This window comes from Streptomyces sp. NPDC020192 (assembly GCF_044388685.1).
GTDB lineage: Bacteria > Actinomycetota > Actinomycetes > Streptomycetales > Streptomycetaceae > Streptomyces.
The window spans coordinates 884,506-899,335 of sequence record NZ_JBIRXG010000001.1; the positions used below are offsets into that span (position 1 = coordinate 884,506).

A 14,830-nucleotide genomic window follows, 5' to 3' on the forward strand; every position below is an offset into this window, starting at 1 on the left:
ACGAGGGCTTACCAGCGTGGCATCACCGGTTGCCGCCACCCCGGTTCACCCACGCGCATCGCCGCCGCGTCGTCCCGGTCGCGCAGCGCGCCGTCGTCCTCGGCCCACCGGCGGTGCAGCCGGGCCAGTTCGTCCCGGTCGAGTTCGACGCCGAGTCCGGGCGCGTCGGTCACCGCGACCCGGCCGCCGTCGAAGACGGGCCGCTCGGTGAGGACGTCCTCGGACTGCCACGGGTAGTGGGAGTCGCAGGCGTGGTGCAGGCCCGGGACGGTGGCGGCGACCTGGGTCATCGCGGCGAGGCTGATGCCGAGGTGGGTGTTGGAGTGCATGGACACCCCGACCCCGAAGGCCGCGCAGATCGCGGCGAGCTTCTGGGTGTTGCGCAGCCCGCCCCAGTAGTGGTGGTCGGAGAGGACCACCTGGACGGCGTCCTTCGTGAACGCCTCCTTGATCTCCCCGAAGGTGGTCACGCACATGTTGGTGGCCAGCGGAATGTCCGTCCCCGCGGACACCTCGGCCATCGCCGGGGTGCCCAGCGTCGGGTCCTCCAGGTACTCGAGGACGTCGCCGAGTTCCTTCGCCACCTTCAGCGAGGTCTCGACGGACCAGGCGCCGTTGGGGTCGAGGCGCAGCGGGTGTCCGGGGAAGGCCTCCGCGAGGGCGCGTACGGCCGCGATCTCCTCGTCGGGCGGGAAGACACCGCCCTTGAGCTTGAAGGAGGTGAACCCGTAGCGCTCCTTGAACCGCCGGGCCTGCTCCACCACCCCGGCCGGGTCGAGGGCGGCTCCCCAGTCGTCGGGCTCGGCCGGGACGCCCGCCGGGTGCCCGGCCCACTTGTAGAACAGGTAGGCGCTGTACTCGACGGAGTCGCGCAGCCTGCCGCCGAGCAGCGCGTGCACGGGCAGCCCGAGCGCCTTGCCCTGGGCATCGAGGCAGGCGACCTCGAAGGCGGAGAGCACGGACAGCCGCAGTTTGTCGGCGCTCTGCACCCCGCGCAGTCCGCCCGCGTCCACCTGCCCCTCGACCCTGGACGCGTCCACACCGAGGTCGAGGGTGAACAGCCCGTTCACATCCATGACCGACCGGCCGGGGAGCCGCTCGGCCAGCGGGCGGGCCAGTTCCAGGTACTTGGTGTCGCCGTAGGTCTCGCCGAGCCCGGTGATCCCGTCGGCGGTGACGATCTCCACGATCAGGCGAGGGGTGTACGGCTGGTGCACCCCCTGGGTGTTGAGCAGCGGCGGGTCGGCCACGAGGATCGGTGTCAGGCGTACCTCGGTGATGGTCAGGTCACGGGTCGTCACAGGGCGGCTCCTACGAGGTCGAGTCCGGCGGTGAGCAGGGCCTTGAGGTCGGCGAGGTCGGCGGGCGCGGGGTCGGTGAGCGGGGCACGGACGGGTCACCAGGGACACGGCGTACCCGGGCACGCGGTCGCGCAGTTCGATGAAGGGGACGTAGAACTCCCGCAGCAGTTTCTCAACCGTTCCCTGGTCTTCGCCCTGGAGCGCGGTGAAGAAGGCGCCGGCGATCTCGGGGGCGAAGGCGTGGACGGCGGAGGAGTAGGCGGGGACGCCGACGGTGGCGATGGGGGTCCCCCCGCGCGAGCGTGTTCGAGCGTGGGGGAGCGGGCCTGGATCTCGGCGGTGGCGGCGCCGTTGAAGAAGAGGAAGCCGTGCGCCCAGCCGTACCCGGTCCCGGCCACGACGGGCACCTTCCCGGCCGCCTCTTCGACGGCGATGGAGACGACCGTCCGGCGACATGGACAGCACACCCTGCGCCATACCCTCGCGCAGCCGCCGTGCCCCGTTCTGCGGACCGGAATCGCCATCCATGGCCATCATCTCCCCTTCTGAATGCTGTCTACATATGAGAACAGCTACCGAAGAAAGCAGCTACCCCCGTCGACACCCGGCAAACCAAAGAGTGACTCGGATCACGCGACCTCGCTTTTCTTCGCGAACCTTCCGCTTGATACAACTTGGCTCGCCTCCCCTCTCTCCTCCTGTCCTCCTGCCTGGAATGCCCGTGTCCGCCCGCCGCACCCCGCCCCTCGTCGCCCTGTTCACGGCGGGGTATCTCGCCCCCTATCTGCTGCCGACCACCGTCGGCAGACTGAACAGCGGGCTTCCGCTCACCACCACCCAGGCCGGGGCCATCGGCAGTGCTCTGCTGCTGAGTTCGGCGGCGGCGGGCTTCCTGCTGGCGTCCCGGGTCGAGCGGATCGGCGCCCGCACCCTCGCCCGCGCGGGCCTCGCGCTCGCCTTCCTCGGCTACGGCGGCGCCGCCCTCACCGGCGTCGTACCGGCCGTCGTCGCGGGCGCGGTGGTCGGCGGCTTCGGCTCGGGCACGATCACCGCGGTCGCGGCGAGCGGCATCGCGGCCCAACGCGATCCGCACCGGGTCACCACGCTCGGCCTGCTCGGCGTCTCCGCGCTCGCCGGCGCCCTGTATCTGACGATCCCCCACCTCGGCGCCGGCCACGGCCTGCCGCCGGCCGCGATCGCACTCACCGCGCTCGCCGTCTGGCCGCTCACCGGCCGCCTGTCCGGTCGTACGGCCCCGGCCCGCACGTCCGCCCCCGGGTACGGCCGGCTCCCCCACCTCCGCGCCGGACTGCTGCTGGCCGCCGCCATGCCCTGCTGGTCCCTGGTCCAGAACTCCCTGTGGGGCGTGAGCGGCCGTATCGGCCTCGCCCAGGCCCACCTGAGCGAGGTCACCGTCGGCGCGGTGTTCGCGGTCGCGCTCGGTGTCGGGCTGCTCGGGGTGCTGGGCGCGGGCGTGCTCGGACAGCGCCTGGGCCGGGCGCTGCCCATCGGTGCCGGTACGGCCCTGATCGCGGGCTGTGTCGCGCTCAGCGCGTCGGCGCGGGACCTGCCGTCCTTCGCGGCCGGCGAGATCTCCTGGAACCTGCTCTACCCGGTCGTGCTGTCGTACGTCCTCGGCCTCGCCGCCTCCCTCGACCCGCGCGGCCGCTGGGCGGTCCTGGTCGGCTCGGCGTCCTCGCTGGGCACGGCGGCGGGCCCGCTGACCGGGAGCGTGCTGGCGTCCGGGGTCGGCTTCCCGGTCATGGGCGAGCTGCTGGCCGCCGGGCTGCTGCTGATCGCCGTACCGATGACGGCGGTCGCGCTGCGGACGGGCAGGCGCCCCCTGCCGGTCGTGGAACTCCCGGTGGAGACGCCCGCCGTACCCGCACAGCGCGCTTACGACACCGCGTCGCCGAACTCGTACGCGTCGACCTCGGCGAGGTAGCGGGCCCGGCGCTCCTCGTCGTCCTCCAGGAAGGAGGCGAGGAAGGAGTTGCGGGCCAGCTCGCGCAGCCGGTCCTCGGTGAGGCCCAGGGTCCGGTGCACGGCGGTGAAGTTGTCGCCCGCGTAGCCGCCGAAGTAGGCCGGGTCGTCGGAGTTGACCGTGCACATGAGGCCGGCGTCGAGCATGGCCGGCAGCGGGTGGTCGGCCAGTGTGCCGACGGTGCGCAGGCGGACGTTGGACAGCGGGCACAGGGTGAGCGGGATCCGCTCCCGGACCAGCCGCTCGACCAGCGCCGGGTCCTCCATGCAGCGCAGCCCGTGGTCGACGCGCTCGACGCCGAGCACGTCCAGCGCCTCGGTGATGTACTCCGCCGGCCCCTCCTCACCGGCGTGCGCCACGCGGCGCAGCCCGAGCGCGGCGGCCGCCTCGTACACCTCGCGGAACTTCACCGGCGGATGCCCGACCTCGGCGGAGTCGAGCCCGACGCCGGTGATCCGGTCGAGGTACGGCCCCGCGGCTTCCAGTGTCTCCAGGGCCGACTCGGCGGACTCGTCACGCAGGAAGCACAGGATCAGCTTGGTCGAGATCCCGTGGTTCCGCTCGCTGTCGCCGAGCGCCCGCCACAGCCCCTCCACGACCGTGCCCATGGACACGCCCCGGGCGAGATGGGCCTGCGGGTCGAAGAAGATCTCCGCGTGCCGGACGCCCTGCGCGGCGGCGCGGGCCAGGTAGGCGTTCGCCAGGTCCGCGAAGTCCTGCTCGGTGCGCAGGACGGCCATCAGCTCGTAGTACAGGTTCAGGAAGGACTGGAGATCCTCGAAGTCGTACGCCTTGCGAAGCTCGTCCGTGTCCGCGTACGGGAGGGTCACACCGTTGCGGGCGGCGAGCTCGAACGCCAGCTCCGGCTCCAGGGTGCCTTCGATGTGGAGGTGCAGTTCTGCTTTCGGGAGGGGCATCGAAGCATCGTACGGGGGTTTTATCGTCGTTTCGGAACCGGCACCCGCAGCAGATCGTGCGCCACGGTCAGCTCGCCCTCGAATCCTGCCGCCCGCGCCTGCCGCTCGAACTCCTCCGGCTCGGAGTAGCGCTGGCTGAAGTGGGTGAGCACGAGGTGTCGCACCCCCGCGTCCCGGGCGACGGCGGCGGCCTGTCCGGCGGTCAGGTGACCGTGTTCCACGGCCAGTTCGATGTCCTCGTCCAGGAAGGTGGACTCGATGACGAGCAGGTCGCAGCCCTCCGCGAGCGCGTGGACGCCGTCGCAGAGCCGGGTGTCCATGACGAACGCGAACCGCTGCCCGCGCCGGACCTCGCTGACGTCCTCCAGCGTCACGCTCCCGAGCCGCCCGTCGCGCTGCAGCCGGCCGACGTCCGGCCCCTTGATCCCGTGCGCGGCGAGCCGGTCGGGCAGCATGCGGCGGCCGTCGGGCTCGATGAGGCGATAGCCGTAGGACTCCACGGGGTGCGACAGCCTGCGGGCCTCCAGGGTGTACGACGGGGTCACCGCGAGGATGCCGTCGGCGGCGACCGGTGCCTCGGTGATGCCGACCGTCTCCCGGTAGGCCGTCGCGTACCGCAGGCGGTCGAAGAAGCGCCGGCCGGAGCGCGGGTAGTGCGCGGTGACCTCGTGCGGCACCTGGTCGAGGTTGATCCGCTGGATGACTCCGGCGAGGCCGAGGGAGTGGTCGCCGTGGAAGTGCGTGACGCAGATCCGGTTCAGGTCGTGGGCGGCGACCCCGGCGCGCACCATCTGGCGCTGTGTGCCCTCGCCGGGGTCGAACAGGATGCCCTCGCCGTCCCACCGCAGCAGGTAGCCGTTGTGGTTGCGGTGCCGGGTCGGGACCTGGCTGGCGGTGCCGAGGACCACCAATTCACGTACGGACACGGTGGTTTACCCGGGAGGCCATTCCATGCCACGGCCGCCGAGGACGTGCGCGTGGGCGTGCCAGACGGTCTGGCCGGCGCCGCTGCCGGTGTTGAAGACGACGCGGTAGCTCTCGAGCTTTTCCTCGTCGGCGACGGCCTGGGTCTCGGCCAGGACATCGGCCGCCACCTGCGGGGCGCCTGCGGCGAGCTCGGCCGCGTTCTTGTAGTGAACCTTGGGGATCACCAGGATGTGGGTCGGCGCCTGGGGGTTTATGTCCCGGAAGGCGACAGTTGTCTCCGTCTCGCGGACGATCGTCGCGGGGATGTGCCCTTCGACGATCTTGCAGAACAGGCAGTCGTCCTGCGGTTCGCCGGCCATGCGTGTGCCTCCTCCACGCTGGTGATCAGTACCGGTGCATCGTAGTCGTATCAGGTGCGCATTCCCGGCGGAGTTTTCGCGGGCCGCTCCTCGAGTGCCTCCAGCGCGAGTCGGATCGCCTCGTCCAGCTGGACGTCCCTCCCCGCCACCCAGTCCTGTGGCCTCTGCACGACCTCCACATCCGGCTCCACCCCGCGGTTCTCCACGTCCCAGCCGTAACCCTCCAGCCACATCGCGTACTTCGGCTGAGTGACGAGGGTGCCGTCGATCAGGTGGTAGCGGCTGTCGATGCCGATCACTCCGCCCCAGGTACGGGTGCCGACGACCGGGCCGATGCCGAGGGCCTTGATCGCCGCGTTGACGATGTCGCCGTCGGAGCCGGAGAACTCGTCGGCGACGGCGACGACCGGGCCGCGCGGGGCGTCGAGGGGGTAGCTGGTGGGGCGCATGCCGCGGGGGACGTCCCAGCCGATGACACGGCGGGCCAGTTTCTCGACCACGAGCTGGGAGGTGTGGCCGCCGCGGTTCTCGCGGACGTCGACCACCAGGCCCTCGCGGGCGACCTCGACACGCAGGTCCCGGTGGATCTGGGCCCAGCCGGGGGCCTGCATGTCGGGGATGTGGAGGTAGCCGAGGCGGCCGCCGGAGGCCGTGTGGACGTGGGCGCGGCGGCCTGTGACCCAGTCGTGGTAGCGCAGGGGTTCCTCGTCGGCGATGGGGACGACGACCGTGTGGCGGGGTTCGCCGCCGCCCGCCGGGGAGATGGTCAGTTCCACCGGGTGGCCCGCCGTGCCGACGAGGAGCGGGCCGGGGCCCGTGACCGGGTCGACGGAGTGGCCGGCCACCGCGATGATCGCGTCTCCCGGGCGGACGGCGACGCCGGGGGCGGCGAGCGGGGAGCGGGCTTCGGGGTCGGAGGTCTCCGAAGGGAGGATGCGGTCGACGCGCCAACTGCCGTCCGGATGGCGGGAGATGTCGGCGCCGAGCAGTCCGTGCCGGGCGCCGCGGCCGCGGCCGCGGCCGCCGGAGGGGACGACGTAGGCGTGCGAGGTGCCGAGTTCGCCCTGCACCTCCCACAGGAGGTCGGTCAGGTCGCTGTGGGTGGCCAGGCGGGAGAGGAGGGGGCGGTAGCGGGCGAGGACGCCCGTCCAGTCGGCGCCGCCCAGGTCGGGGCGCCAGAAGTGGTCGCGCATGAGGCGGCCGGTCTCGTCGTACATCTGGCGCCACTCGGCGGCCGGGTCGAGGGTCTGCCGGACGCGGGCGAGGTCGACGGTGACGCTGTTGTCGCCGTCGTCGTCGGTGCCGGTACGGCGGTCGCTGGGGACGACCCGGAGCCGGCCGTCGCTCCACAGCAGGACGCGTTTGCCGTCGCCGCTGACCTCGAAGTGGTCCGCGTCGGAGGCGAGATGCTCCAGGCGCCGCTGGGCGAGGTCGTAGCGCTCCAGCTCGGTGTGCGGGTCGGGGTCCTCGGGGTGGGCGCGGGCGCTGCCGAGGACGCCGTGCACGGGGTGGCGCAGCCAGAGGACGCCGTCCTTGGCGGCGCGGAGGGTGTCGTACCGGCCGGCTTCCACCGGGAAGGGGACGATGCGGTCGGCGAGGCCCTCGAGGTCGATGCGGGTGGCGGGGGTGCCCTCGCTGTCGGGGGTCTCGTCCTTGTCCGGGGTCTCGAAGGGGCGGCCGTGGCGTTGCGGGCCGAACGGCGAGGGGGTGGTGGCGGCCAGGGTGATCAGGTGCGGGCGGGCGCCGACCACGAAGGCCAGGTCGAAGACGTGCTCGTCGTAGACCGGGTCGAAGGCGCGGTTGGACAGGAACGCCAGGTGTTTGCCGTCGAGGGTGAAGGCGGGGGCGTAGTCCATGAAGCGGAGCGGGGTCGCCTCGGTGACGGACAGGTCGGTGGTGTGGGCGAGGCGGAGCTGGGAGAGCGGGCGGGGGCCGGGGTGGGACCAGGCGAGCCAGGCGGAGTCGGGCGAGAAGGCGAGGCCGCCCACCTCGCCGTCGTCGCAGCGGTCGACCTCGCGGACCTCGCCGGTCTCCCGCTCGACCAGCAGCAGCCGGCCGTCGTGCGCGGCCACGGCGGCCCGGCTGCCGTCGGGTGCCACGGCCAGCTCCAGCACCCGGCCGAGCTGTCCGGCGGCGAGGCGGCGCGGGGTGGCGCCGGGGACGTTGCCGGACGCGGGGGCGAACTCCAGGGCGTCGTCGCCCTCGGCGTCCGTCACCCACACCACCCACTGCTCGCCCTCGGCACGGAAGGTGCGCGGCTTCCGGGAGCGGACGCCGGGGGTGGCGGCGAGGGCGCGGGCGGGACCGGAGCGGTGGGTGACCCAGTGGATCCCGCCGCGTACGCACACGGCGCTGCCGCGCGCGGTGTGATCGGGGGAGGCCGCGCCGAACCAACGGGTGGCGTCGACCGGACGGGGCCGCAGATCGACGCGAGGCCCGCCGAGTCGCACGTCCAGCCGGCGCGGCTCGGCGCCCTCCAGGTCGTCCAGGAGCCACAGTTCACCGGCCGCGCTGTAGACGACCCGGGTGCCGTCACCGGCCGCGTGCCGGGCGTAGAAGCCTTCGAGGGGCGTGTGGCGGCGCAGGTCGGAGCCGTCGGCGAGGGAGGAGTACAGGGCGCCGGTGCCCTCGTGGTCGGAGAGAAAGGCGATCCTCCCCCACTCTCGGCTTCGCTCGAGCGGGGGGACCCCCGTCCCCGCCCACACCGGACACTCGATGTTCCCGTCGACGTCCTCGTGCAGCCGGACGAACTCCCCGCTCCCCTCCCGGTCGATCCACAGCTTGCCCGCCGTACCGCCCCGGTAGCGCTTCCAGTACGCGGCCTCGAGGCCCATCGGCGCGGACAGCAGCACGGTGGCCGGCCCGAACGCCACGTCGCCGACCGGGCCGTACGGCAGCATCTCGGCGGGGCCGCCGTCCAGCGGGACGGCGTACGCCCAGGTGTGACGGGAACTGGGTCGGCCCTGCGCACCGAGCGCGAGCACGCGTCCGTCGGCGGTCCAACCGCGCACCTCGGTGGCGCGGTTGCCCCAGTACGTCAGCCGCTCGGCGGGGCCGCCGTCGACGGGGGCGACATGCACCTCGGGCGCGCCGTCCCGGGTGGAGGTCCAGGCGAGGAACCGCCCGTCCGGGGATATCCGGGGCTGGGTCACGGGCCGGTTGTCGGCACTGACCCGCCAGGCGCGGCCGCCGTCGAGGGGCGCGAGCCATACGTCGTCCTCGGCGACGAACGCGATCAAGTCGCCGCGCAGATGGGGGAATCGGAGATAGCCCGTCGAAGCACCCTGAGTCACCCCATCACTGTACGCAGCGACCGGCGCGCCCCGCCCGGGTTTCGATCACTTGCCCCGGGCGGGCCAGCAGGTGGGGTCGCCCTTGCGGGGAGGGGAGGCTCTGGTTGGTGTGACGGTGACCGTGACGGTGGGCTGCTCGTGGGTGGGCCCGGGCACGGCCGTCGCATCGCAGTCGCCGAGCCCGCTGACATGGAACACCTGCCGCCCGCCGACCCTGCCGGTCAAGTCCCCCCGCACACAGGCCCCGTCGACGGCCTTGGTGACCACCCCGGCGACGACGATCTTCCGCCGGTCCTTGGTCTCCCCCTGACAGTGGACGGAGACGACGGTGGTCTCGGTCGGCGACGGCGTCCCGCCGGCCGAGGCCCCCTTGCCGCATCCGCCGGTACAGGAGAGCCAACCGACGTCCACATGCTGCCGTTTCAGCGCGGCGGTCGCGGTCGTACCGGTGGTGCAGGCGGCGGTGGAGGAGTTGAGATCGCTGGGCTGACAGCCGACCAAGGCGTGTTTGATGTGCGGCCGGCGCCGCGAGGTGCTCAGCCGTCAGCCCCGCAGCAGCAGCCACTGCTGGAGTTCCACCAGGTTGCCCTCCGGGTCCTTGAGGTGGGCCACGCGCATGCGCTCGGTCATGGGGGCCGGGCCGTGAACCAGGACCGCGCCTCGGGAGGTGATCTCCGAGACGTAGGCGTCGAGGTCGTCGACCCGCAGGACGACCAGGGAGCGGTGGCCGGTTGCCGTCTCGCCCAGCTCGTCCAGGATCTCGGCCATCATCACCCGGTCCTGCAGGGCGATCCCGGCGGAGCCCACGTGGGGGCTGAACTTCTCGTACGGGCCCTCGGTCGCGCCGGACTGCGGCTTCAGGCCGAGGACGTCGGCGTAGAAGCGGTAGCACGCGGCGAAGTCGGTGACCAGGAGCCGGACTTGGGCGAGTTCCACGGTGTTCCCCCCCAGGTGTGTCAGGACCAGCGGCCGGTGCGGCCCAGCAGCAGGGCCGCGGCGGCGGTACCGGCGGTGGATGTACGCAACACAGTAGGGCCGAGGACGTACGGCTTCGCACCCGCCCCCGCGAACAGCGCCAACTCCTCCGGGGAGACGCCCCCTTCGGGACCGACGACCAGCACGATCTCGCCGTCCGTGGGGAGTTCGGCGGTGGCGAGGCGCTCCTCGCCGCTCTCGTGGAGTACGGCGGCGAAGTCGGCCGTGGCCAGAAGTGCCCCGACCTGCTTGGTCGTTGCCGCGTCCGCGACCTCCGGGAAGCGGACCCGGCGGGACTGCTTGCCGGCCTCGCGGGCGGTGGCCCGCCACTTGCCGAGCGCCTTCAGCCCGCGCTCGCCCTTCCACTGGGTGATGCAGCGCGACGCCTGCCAGGGCACGATCGCGTCGACGCCGACCTCGGTCATCGTCTCGACGGCGACCTCGCCCCGGTCACCCTTGGGGAGGGCCTGGACGACGGTGATACGCGGGGCCACGGCCGGCTCCTCGTGGACCGACGCCACCGTCACGACGAGGCGGTCCTTGCCCTCGGCGGCCTTGACGACGCCCTCGGCCCAGCGGCCGTATCCGTCGGTGAGGACCACGTCCTCACCCGGGCGCAGCCGCTTCACGGACACGGCGTGCCGCCCCTCGGCGCCCTCGAGCACGAACTCCGGCCCCACGCGCTCGAGTTGGTCGACGACGAAGACCGGTGCCGTCATCGCCCGTCACCCCCGGCCGACAACGCTGTCCGGGCGGCGGCGAGTTCGGCCGCCAGTACCTCCACCAGCTCCCCGGCCGGCTGCTCCCGGGCGAGCCGGTGGCCCTGGCCCGCCCACAGTGCCATGCCCTGCGCGTCCCCGGCCTTGGCGGCGGCCTTGCGCAGCGGCGAGGTGAGGTGGTGGATCTCCGGGTAGGCGGCGGGGGCGTACGGGCCGTGCTCGCGCAGGAAGCGGTTGACCAGTCCGCGCGCCGGCCGGCCGGAGAAGGCGCGGGTCAACTCGGTGCGTGCGAACAGGGGGTTGGTCAGCGCCTGCTTGTGCAGGGCGTGGGCGCCGGACTCGGGGGTGGCGAGGAAGGCGGTGCCCAGCTGGGCCGCGCTCGCGCCCGCCGCGAGGACGGCGGCGATCTGACTGCCGCGCATGATGCCGCCGGCGGCGACGATCGGGATGCCCACGGCCTCGCGGAGCTGCGCGACCAGCGACAGCAGGCCTGTTCCGGAGCCGTCGTTCTCGGGCAGGTCCCGGTGCGTCCCCTGATGACCGCCGGCCTCCACGCCCTGCGCGATCACCGCGTCCGCCCCGGCCCGCTCGACCGCGCGGGCCTCCTCGGCGGTGGTGGCGGTGACCAGGGTGACGGTGCCGGCCCGGCGCAGCCGGTCGAGGACGTCGCGGCCCGGCACGCCGAAGTGGAAGGAGACGACCGGCACCGGGTTGTCGAGGAGTACGGCGAGCTTGGCGTCGTAGCCGTCGTCCCGGCCGCTGTCGGGGTCGCCCAGCTCGGTCTCGTACCAGGCGGCCTCGCCGGCCAGCTGGTGGGCGTAGATCTCGACGGCGCCCGACTCGGCGTACTCGGGCTGCGGCATGAACACGTTCACGCCGAACGGCCGGCTCGTGAGCCCCCTCAGCTGCTTGATCTCCTGGTACATCCCGTCGGCGGTCTTGTAACCGGCGGCGAGGAACCCGAGACCACCGGCCTCGGAGACGGCGGCGGCGAGCTGCGGGACGGAGACACCGCCCGCCATGGGGGCCTGCACGATCGGGTGGGGGAAGAGATCGGTCAGCGCGGAGGACATGACCGCATGTTGTCACGTCCTCCGAACAAGTCCGAATCCGGGCTTCCCATGGCATAGGACAGGGGCATACAGGGTGTCGGTGCACCCCGTACGCCCCTGTCCGCCGATGGCTCAGCGCCCGTTGAACGCGTCCTTCAGCCGCGAGAACAACCCCTGCTGCCCCGGCTGACTGTGTCTGCCCGGGGGGCCAACCCCCGGACCCCCGGCCGCCCCGCAGCACCGCGCGTCAGCGCCCGTTGAACGCGTCCTTCAGCCGCGAGAACAACCCCTGCTGCCCCGGCTGGAACTGCCCCTGCGGTCGCTCCTCGCCGCGCAGCTTGGCCAGCTCGCGCAGCAGCCGCTCCTGCTCGGGGTCCAGCTTGGTCGGGGTCTGTACCTCGACGTGGACGATCAGGTCGCCCCGGCCGCCGCCGCGCAGATGCGTGACGCCCCGGTTGTGCAGCGGGATCGACTGGCCGGACTGGGTGCCGGGCCGGATGTCGACCTCCTCCATGCCGTCCAGGGTCTCCAGCGGGACCTTCGTACCGAGCGCGGCCGCGGTCATCGGGATCGTGACCGTGCAGTGCAGGTCGTCACCACGCCGCTGGAACATCGGGTGCGGCAGCTCGTGGATCTCGACGTACAGGTCACCGGCGGGACCGCCGCCCGGCCCGACCTCGCCCTCACCGGCGAGCTGGATCCGGGTGCCGTTGTCGACACCGGCCGGGATCTTCACGGTCAGCGTCCGCCGTGAGCGGACCCGGCCGTCTCCGGCGCACTCCGGGCACGGGGTCGGCACGACGGTGCCGAAGCCCTGGCACTGGGGGCAGGGCCGCGAGGTCATGACCTGACCGAGGAAGGACCGCGTGACCTGGGACACCTCACCGCGGCCGCGGCACATGTCACACGTCTGAGCGGTCGTACCGGGCGCCGCGCCCTCACCGTTACAGGTGTTGCAGACGACCGCGGTGTCGACCTGGATGTCCTTGGTGGTCCCGAAGGCCGCCTCGTCCAGCTCGACCTCGATGCGGATCATCGCGTCCTGGCCGCGCCGGGTGCGCGAGCGCGGCCCGCGCTGCGACGCCGTACCGAAGAACGCGTCCATGATGTCGGAGAAGTTGCCGAAGCCACCGGCCCCGAAACCGCCCGCGCCCGCACCGCCCGCCGCGGAGAGCGGGTCGCCGCCGAGGTCGTAGACCTGCTTCTTCTGCGGGTCCGACAGCACCTCGTAAGCGGCGTTGATCTCCTTGAACCGCTCCTGGGTCTTCGGATCCGGGTTGACGTCCGGGTGCAGCTCGCGCGCGAGCCGACGGAACGCCTTCTTGATCTCATCCTGCGACGCGTCGCGGCGCACGCCGAGAACGGCGTAGTAGTCCGTGGCCACTTACGACTCCGCCAGGATCTGTCCGACGTACCGTGCCACTGCGCGTACCGCTCCCATCGTTCCCGGGTAGTCCATGCGGGTCGGTCCGACCACGCCGAGCTTGGCAACCGCCTCGCCGCCCGAACCGTAGCCGACCGACACGACGGAGGTGGAGTTGAGTCCCTCGTGGGCGTTCTCGTGCCCGATGCGCACGGTCACGCCCGGATCCTTCGCCTCGCCGAGCAGCTTGAGGAGCACGACCTGCTCCTCCAGCGCCTCGAGCACCGGCCGGATCATGAGGGGAAAGTCATGCCCGAAGCGGGTGAGATTGGCGGTGCCGCCGATCATCAGCCGCTCCTCGTTCTCCTCGACCAGTGTCTCCAGCAGAGTGGAGAGCACAATAGAGACCGTACCGCGGTCCTCGGGGTCGAAAGCCTCCGGCAGGTCCTCGACCAGCCTCGGCACGTCCGTGAACCGGCGGCCCGCGACCCTGCTGTTCAGCCGCGCCCGCAGATCCGCCAGCGAGGCCTCGCCGAACGGCGCCGGGCAGTCCACCATCCGCTGCTCGACCCGGCCGGTGTCCGTGATCAGCACGAGCATCACGCGCGCCGGGGCGAGCGAGAGCAGCTCCACGTGCCGGACGGTGGACCGGGTCAGGGACGGGTACTGCACGACGGCGACCTGCCGCGTGAGCTGCGCGAGCAGCCGTACGGTACGGGCCACGACGTCGTCGAGATCGACGGCGCCCTCGAGGAAGTTCTGGATGGCCCGTCGCTCGGGGGCCGTCATCGGCTTCACGCCCGCGAGCTTGTCGACGAACAGCCGGTAGCCCTTGTCGGTGGGGATCCGCCCGGCGCTGGTGTGCGGCTGGGCGATGAACCCCTCGTCCTCCAGGGCCGCCATGTCGTTGCGGACGGTCGCCGGGGACACCCCGAGGTTGTGCCGCTCGGTCAGGGCCTTCGACCCGACCGGCTCCTCGGTCCCGACGTAGTCCTGGACGATGGCGCGCAGCACCTGAAGCCTGCGTTCACTCAGCATGCGCGCGCACCTCCAGCACGTCGTCCCCTCGCCCCGCTCGTCCGTCGGGCCGGCCGCCTGGCACTCTTCCCATGCGAGTGCCAGCATTCCCGGCCCCAGTGTACGGCTGTCGGGTACACCCAGGGCAAGGTCGGTGCGGTCCCGGCAGCTCGTGAGGCTAGCGTCGCGGTATGACGGTGACTTGGGAAGAGCTGGGCTGGGAGCGGCTGGCCGCCGGGGTGGGCCGGTGTCGGCTGCCCGGCTGGGACTGCACTGTGGGACTGGTCCTCGGCGAGGGTACGGCGCTCATGGTGGACGCCGGCTCGAGTCTGGCCGAAGGCGCGCGGCTGCGGGCGCAGGCGGAGGAACTGGCCGGCGGCCGTGTGACCCATCTCGCGCTCACACACCCCCATTTCGACCACGTCTTCGGGGCGCCGGCGTTCGCCGGGACGGAGATCTACGCGGCGGTCGGTGTGGACGCGGTGATCACCCACGAGCGCGAGGAGCTGCGCCTGGACGCGATCAGAAACGGTCTGCCGGTGCGGGAGGCCGACGAGGCGGCGGACGCCCTGGTGCCGCCCGGCCACCAGGTCTCCGGCGAGTGGACGCTGGACCTGGGCGGCGCCCGCCAGGCCCTGCTGGCCAACGTGGGCCCGGGTCACACGGCGAACGACCTGGCGGTCCTCGTCCCCGGCGACCGGGAGGTGGTCTTCTGCGGCGACCTGGTCGAGGAGTCCGGCGAACCCCAGGCGGGCCCGGACGCGGTCCCGTCCCGCTGGCCCGACGCCCTCGACCGGCTCCTGTCGCTGGGCGGTGAGGACGCTCTGTACGTGCCGGGTCACGGAGCGGTGGTGGACGCGGGGTTCGTACGCCGGCAACGCGATCGGCTGGCGACCCGTTTCGGCGTGTCGTGAGCGAGGGGA

The 14,830-nt window shown here is 72.6% G+C and carries 13 protein-coding genes and 1 pseudogene; 2 read left to right on the plus strand and 12 right to left on the minus strand.

The window, feature by feature from the left end; all coding sequences use genetic code 11:
• Nucleotides 1-8: 8 nt before the first annotated feature.
• Both ACH47Z_RS04135 and ACH47Z_RS04140 read right to left on the minus strand, forming a co-directional pair.
• Nucleotides 9-1,301, minus strand: coding sequence for a glucarate dehydratase family protein (locus ACH47Z_RS04135; protein ID WP_399070235.1), 1,293 nt, complete (start codon nucleotides 1,299-1,301; stop codon nucleotides 9-11).
• Nucleotides 1,298-1,750 (minus strand): annotated as a pseudogene (locus ACH47Z_RS04140) (hypothetical protein); the annotation flags it as partial. The pseudogene ACH47Z_RS04140 and the gene ACH47Z_RS04135, both read right to left, overlap by 4 nt.
• Before the next feature lie 266 nt (nucleotides 1,751-2,016).
• Between ACH47Z_RS04140 and ACH47Z_RS04145 the strand changes: the two are divergent.
• Complete coding sequence (locus ACH47Z_RS04145) at nucleotides 2,017-3,246, plus strand: MFS transporter (RefSeq protein WP_399070237.1); 1,230 nt, start codon at nucleotides 2,017-2,019, stop codon at nucleotides 3,244-3,246.
• Here ACH47Z_RS04145 and ACH47Z_RS04150 read toward each other — a convergent pair.
• The 10 genes from ACH47Z_RS04150 to hrcA form a co-directional block, all read right to left on the minus strand.
• A complete protein-coding gene (locus ACH47Z_RS04150) occupies nucleotides 3,198-4,202 on the minus strand; it encodes an adenosine deaminase (protein WP_399070239.1) in 1,005 nt (334 codons plus the stop codon). The genes ACH47Z_RS04145 and ACH47Z_RS04150 overlap by 49 nt on opposite strands.
• Before the next feature lie 20 nt (nucleotides 4,203-4,222).
• Nucleotides 4,223-5,128, minus strand: a complete 906-nt coding sequence (locus ACH47Z_RS04155) for a ribonuclease Z (protein WP_399070241.1) — start codon at nucleotides 5,126-5,128, stop codon at nucleotides 4,223-4,225.
• Nucleotides 5,129-5,134: 6 nt separating this feature from the next.
• Nucleotides 5,135-5,488, minus strand: a complete 354-nt coding sequence (locus ACH47Z_RS04160; RefSeq protein ID WP_399070243.1) for a histidine triad nucleotide-binding protein — start codon at nucleotides 5,486-5,488, stop codon at nucleotides 5,135-5,137.
• A 50-nt stretch (nucleotides 5,489-5,538) separates the two neighbouring features.
• On the minus strand, nucleotides 5,539-8,781 hold the full coding sequence (locus ACH47Z_RS04165) for a S41 family peptidase (RefSeq protein ID WP_399070245.1): 3,243 nt from the start codon (nucleotides 8,779-8,781) through the stop codon (nucleotides 5,539-5,541).
• 45 nt (nucleotides 8,782-8,826) lie between these two features.
• Nucleotides 8,827-9,282, minus strand: a complete 456-nt coding sequence (locus tag ACH47Z_RS04170; RefSeq protein ID WP_399070247.1) for a hypothetical protein — start codon at nucleotides 9,280-9,282, stop codon at nucleotides 8,827-8,829.
• Nucleotides 9,283-9,324: 42 nt separating this feature from the next.
• A complete protein-coding gene (locus tag ACH47Z_RS04175) occupies nucleotides 9,325-9,717 on the minus strand; it encodes a VOC family protein (RefSeq protein WP_399070249.1) in 393 nt (130 codons plus the stop codon).
• A gap of 20 nt (nucleotides 9,718-9,737) precedes the next feature.
• Complete coding sequence (locus ACH47Z_RS04180) at nucleotides 9,738-10,475, minus strand: 16S rRNA (uracil(1498)-N(3))-methyltransferase (RefSeq protein ID WP_399070251.1); 738 nt, start codon at nucleotides 10,473-10,475, stop codon at nucleotides 9,738-9,740.
• A complete protein-coding gene (locus ACH47Z_RS04185; protein ID WP_399070253.1) occupies nucleotides 10,472-11,548 on the minus strand; it encodes a nitronate monooxygenase in 1,077 nt (358 codons plus the stop codon). The genes ACH47Z_RS04180 and ACH47Z_RS04185 overlap by 4 nt, the downstream gene beginning before the upstream one ends.
• A gap of 226 nt (nucleotides 11,549-11,774) precedes the next feature.
• Nucleotides 11,775-12,911, minus strand: a complete 1,137-nt coding sequence (gene dnaJ / locus ACH47Z_RS04190; RefSeq protein ID WP_399070255.1) for a molecular chaperone DnaJ — start codon at nucleotides 12,909-12,911, stop codon at nucleotides 11,775-11,777.
• Complete coding sequence (gene hrcA, locus ACH47Z_RS04195) at nucleotides 12,912-13,928, minus strand: heat-inducible transcriptional repressor HrcA (protein WP_399070257.1); 1,017 nt, start codon at nucleotides 13,926-13,928, stop codon at nucleotides 12,912-12,914.
• A 170-nt stretch (nucleotides 13,929-14,098) separates the two neighbouring features.
• On the opposite strand from hrcA, the gene ACH47Z_RS04200 reads away from it, so the two are divergent.
• Entirely contained in the window at nucleotides 14,099-14,821 is a 723-nt protein-coding gene (locus tag ACH47Z_RS04200; protein ID WP_399070258.1) for an MBL fold metallo-hydrolase, read from the plus strand.
• Nucleotides 14,822-14,830: the final 9 nt, after the last annotated feature.

What these genes read in the sequence shown, in the direction of transcription:
- ACH47Z_RS04145 (WP_399070237.1), top strand. Translation starts at nt 2,017, where the DNA reads ATGCCCGTGTCCGCCCGCCGCACCCCGCCCCTCGTCGCCCTGTTCACG.
- ACH47Z_RS04150 (WP_399070239.1), bottom strand. Translation starts at nt 4,202, where the DNA reads ATGCCCCTCCCGAAAGCAGAACTGCACCTCCACATCGAAGGCACCCTG.
- ACH47Z_RS04160 (WP_399070243.1), bottom strand. Translation starts at nt 5,488, where the DNA reads ATGGCCGGCGAACCGCAGGACGACTGCCTGTTCTGCAAGATCGTCGAA.
- ACH47Z_RS04180 (WP_399070251.1), bottom strand. Translation starts at nt 10,475, where the DNA reads ATGACGGCACCGGTCTTCGTCGTCGACCAACTCGAGCGCGTGGGGCCG.
- ACH47Z_RS04185 (WP_399070253.1), bottom strand. Translation starts at nt 11,548, where the DNA reads ATGTCCTCCGCGCTGACCGATCTCTTCCCCCACCCGATCGTGCAGGCC.
- hrcA (WP_399070257.1), bottom strand. Translation starts at nt 13,928, where the DNA reads ATGCTGAGTGAACGCAGGCTTCAGGTGCTGCGCGCCATCGTCCAGGAC.
- ACH47Z_RS04200 (WP_399070258.1), top strand. Translation starts at nt 14,099, where the DNA reads ATGACGGTGACTTGGGAAGAGCTGGGCTGGGAGCGGCTGGCCGCCGGG.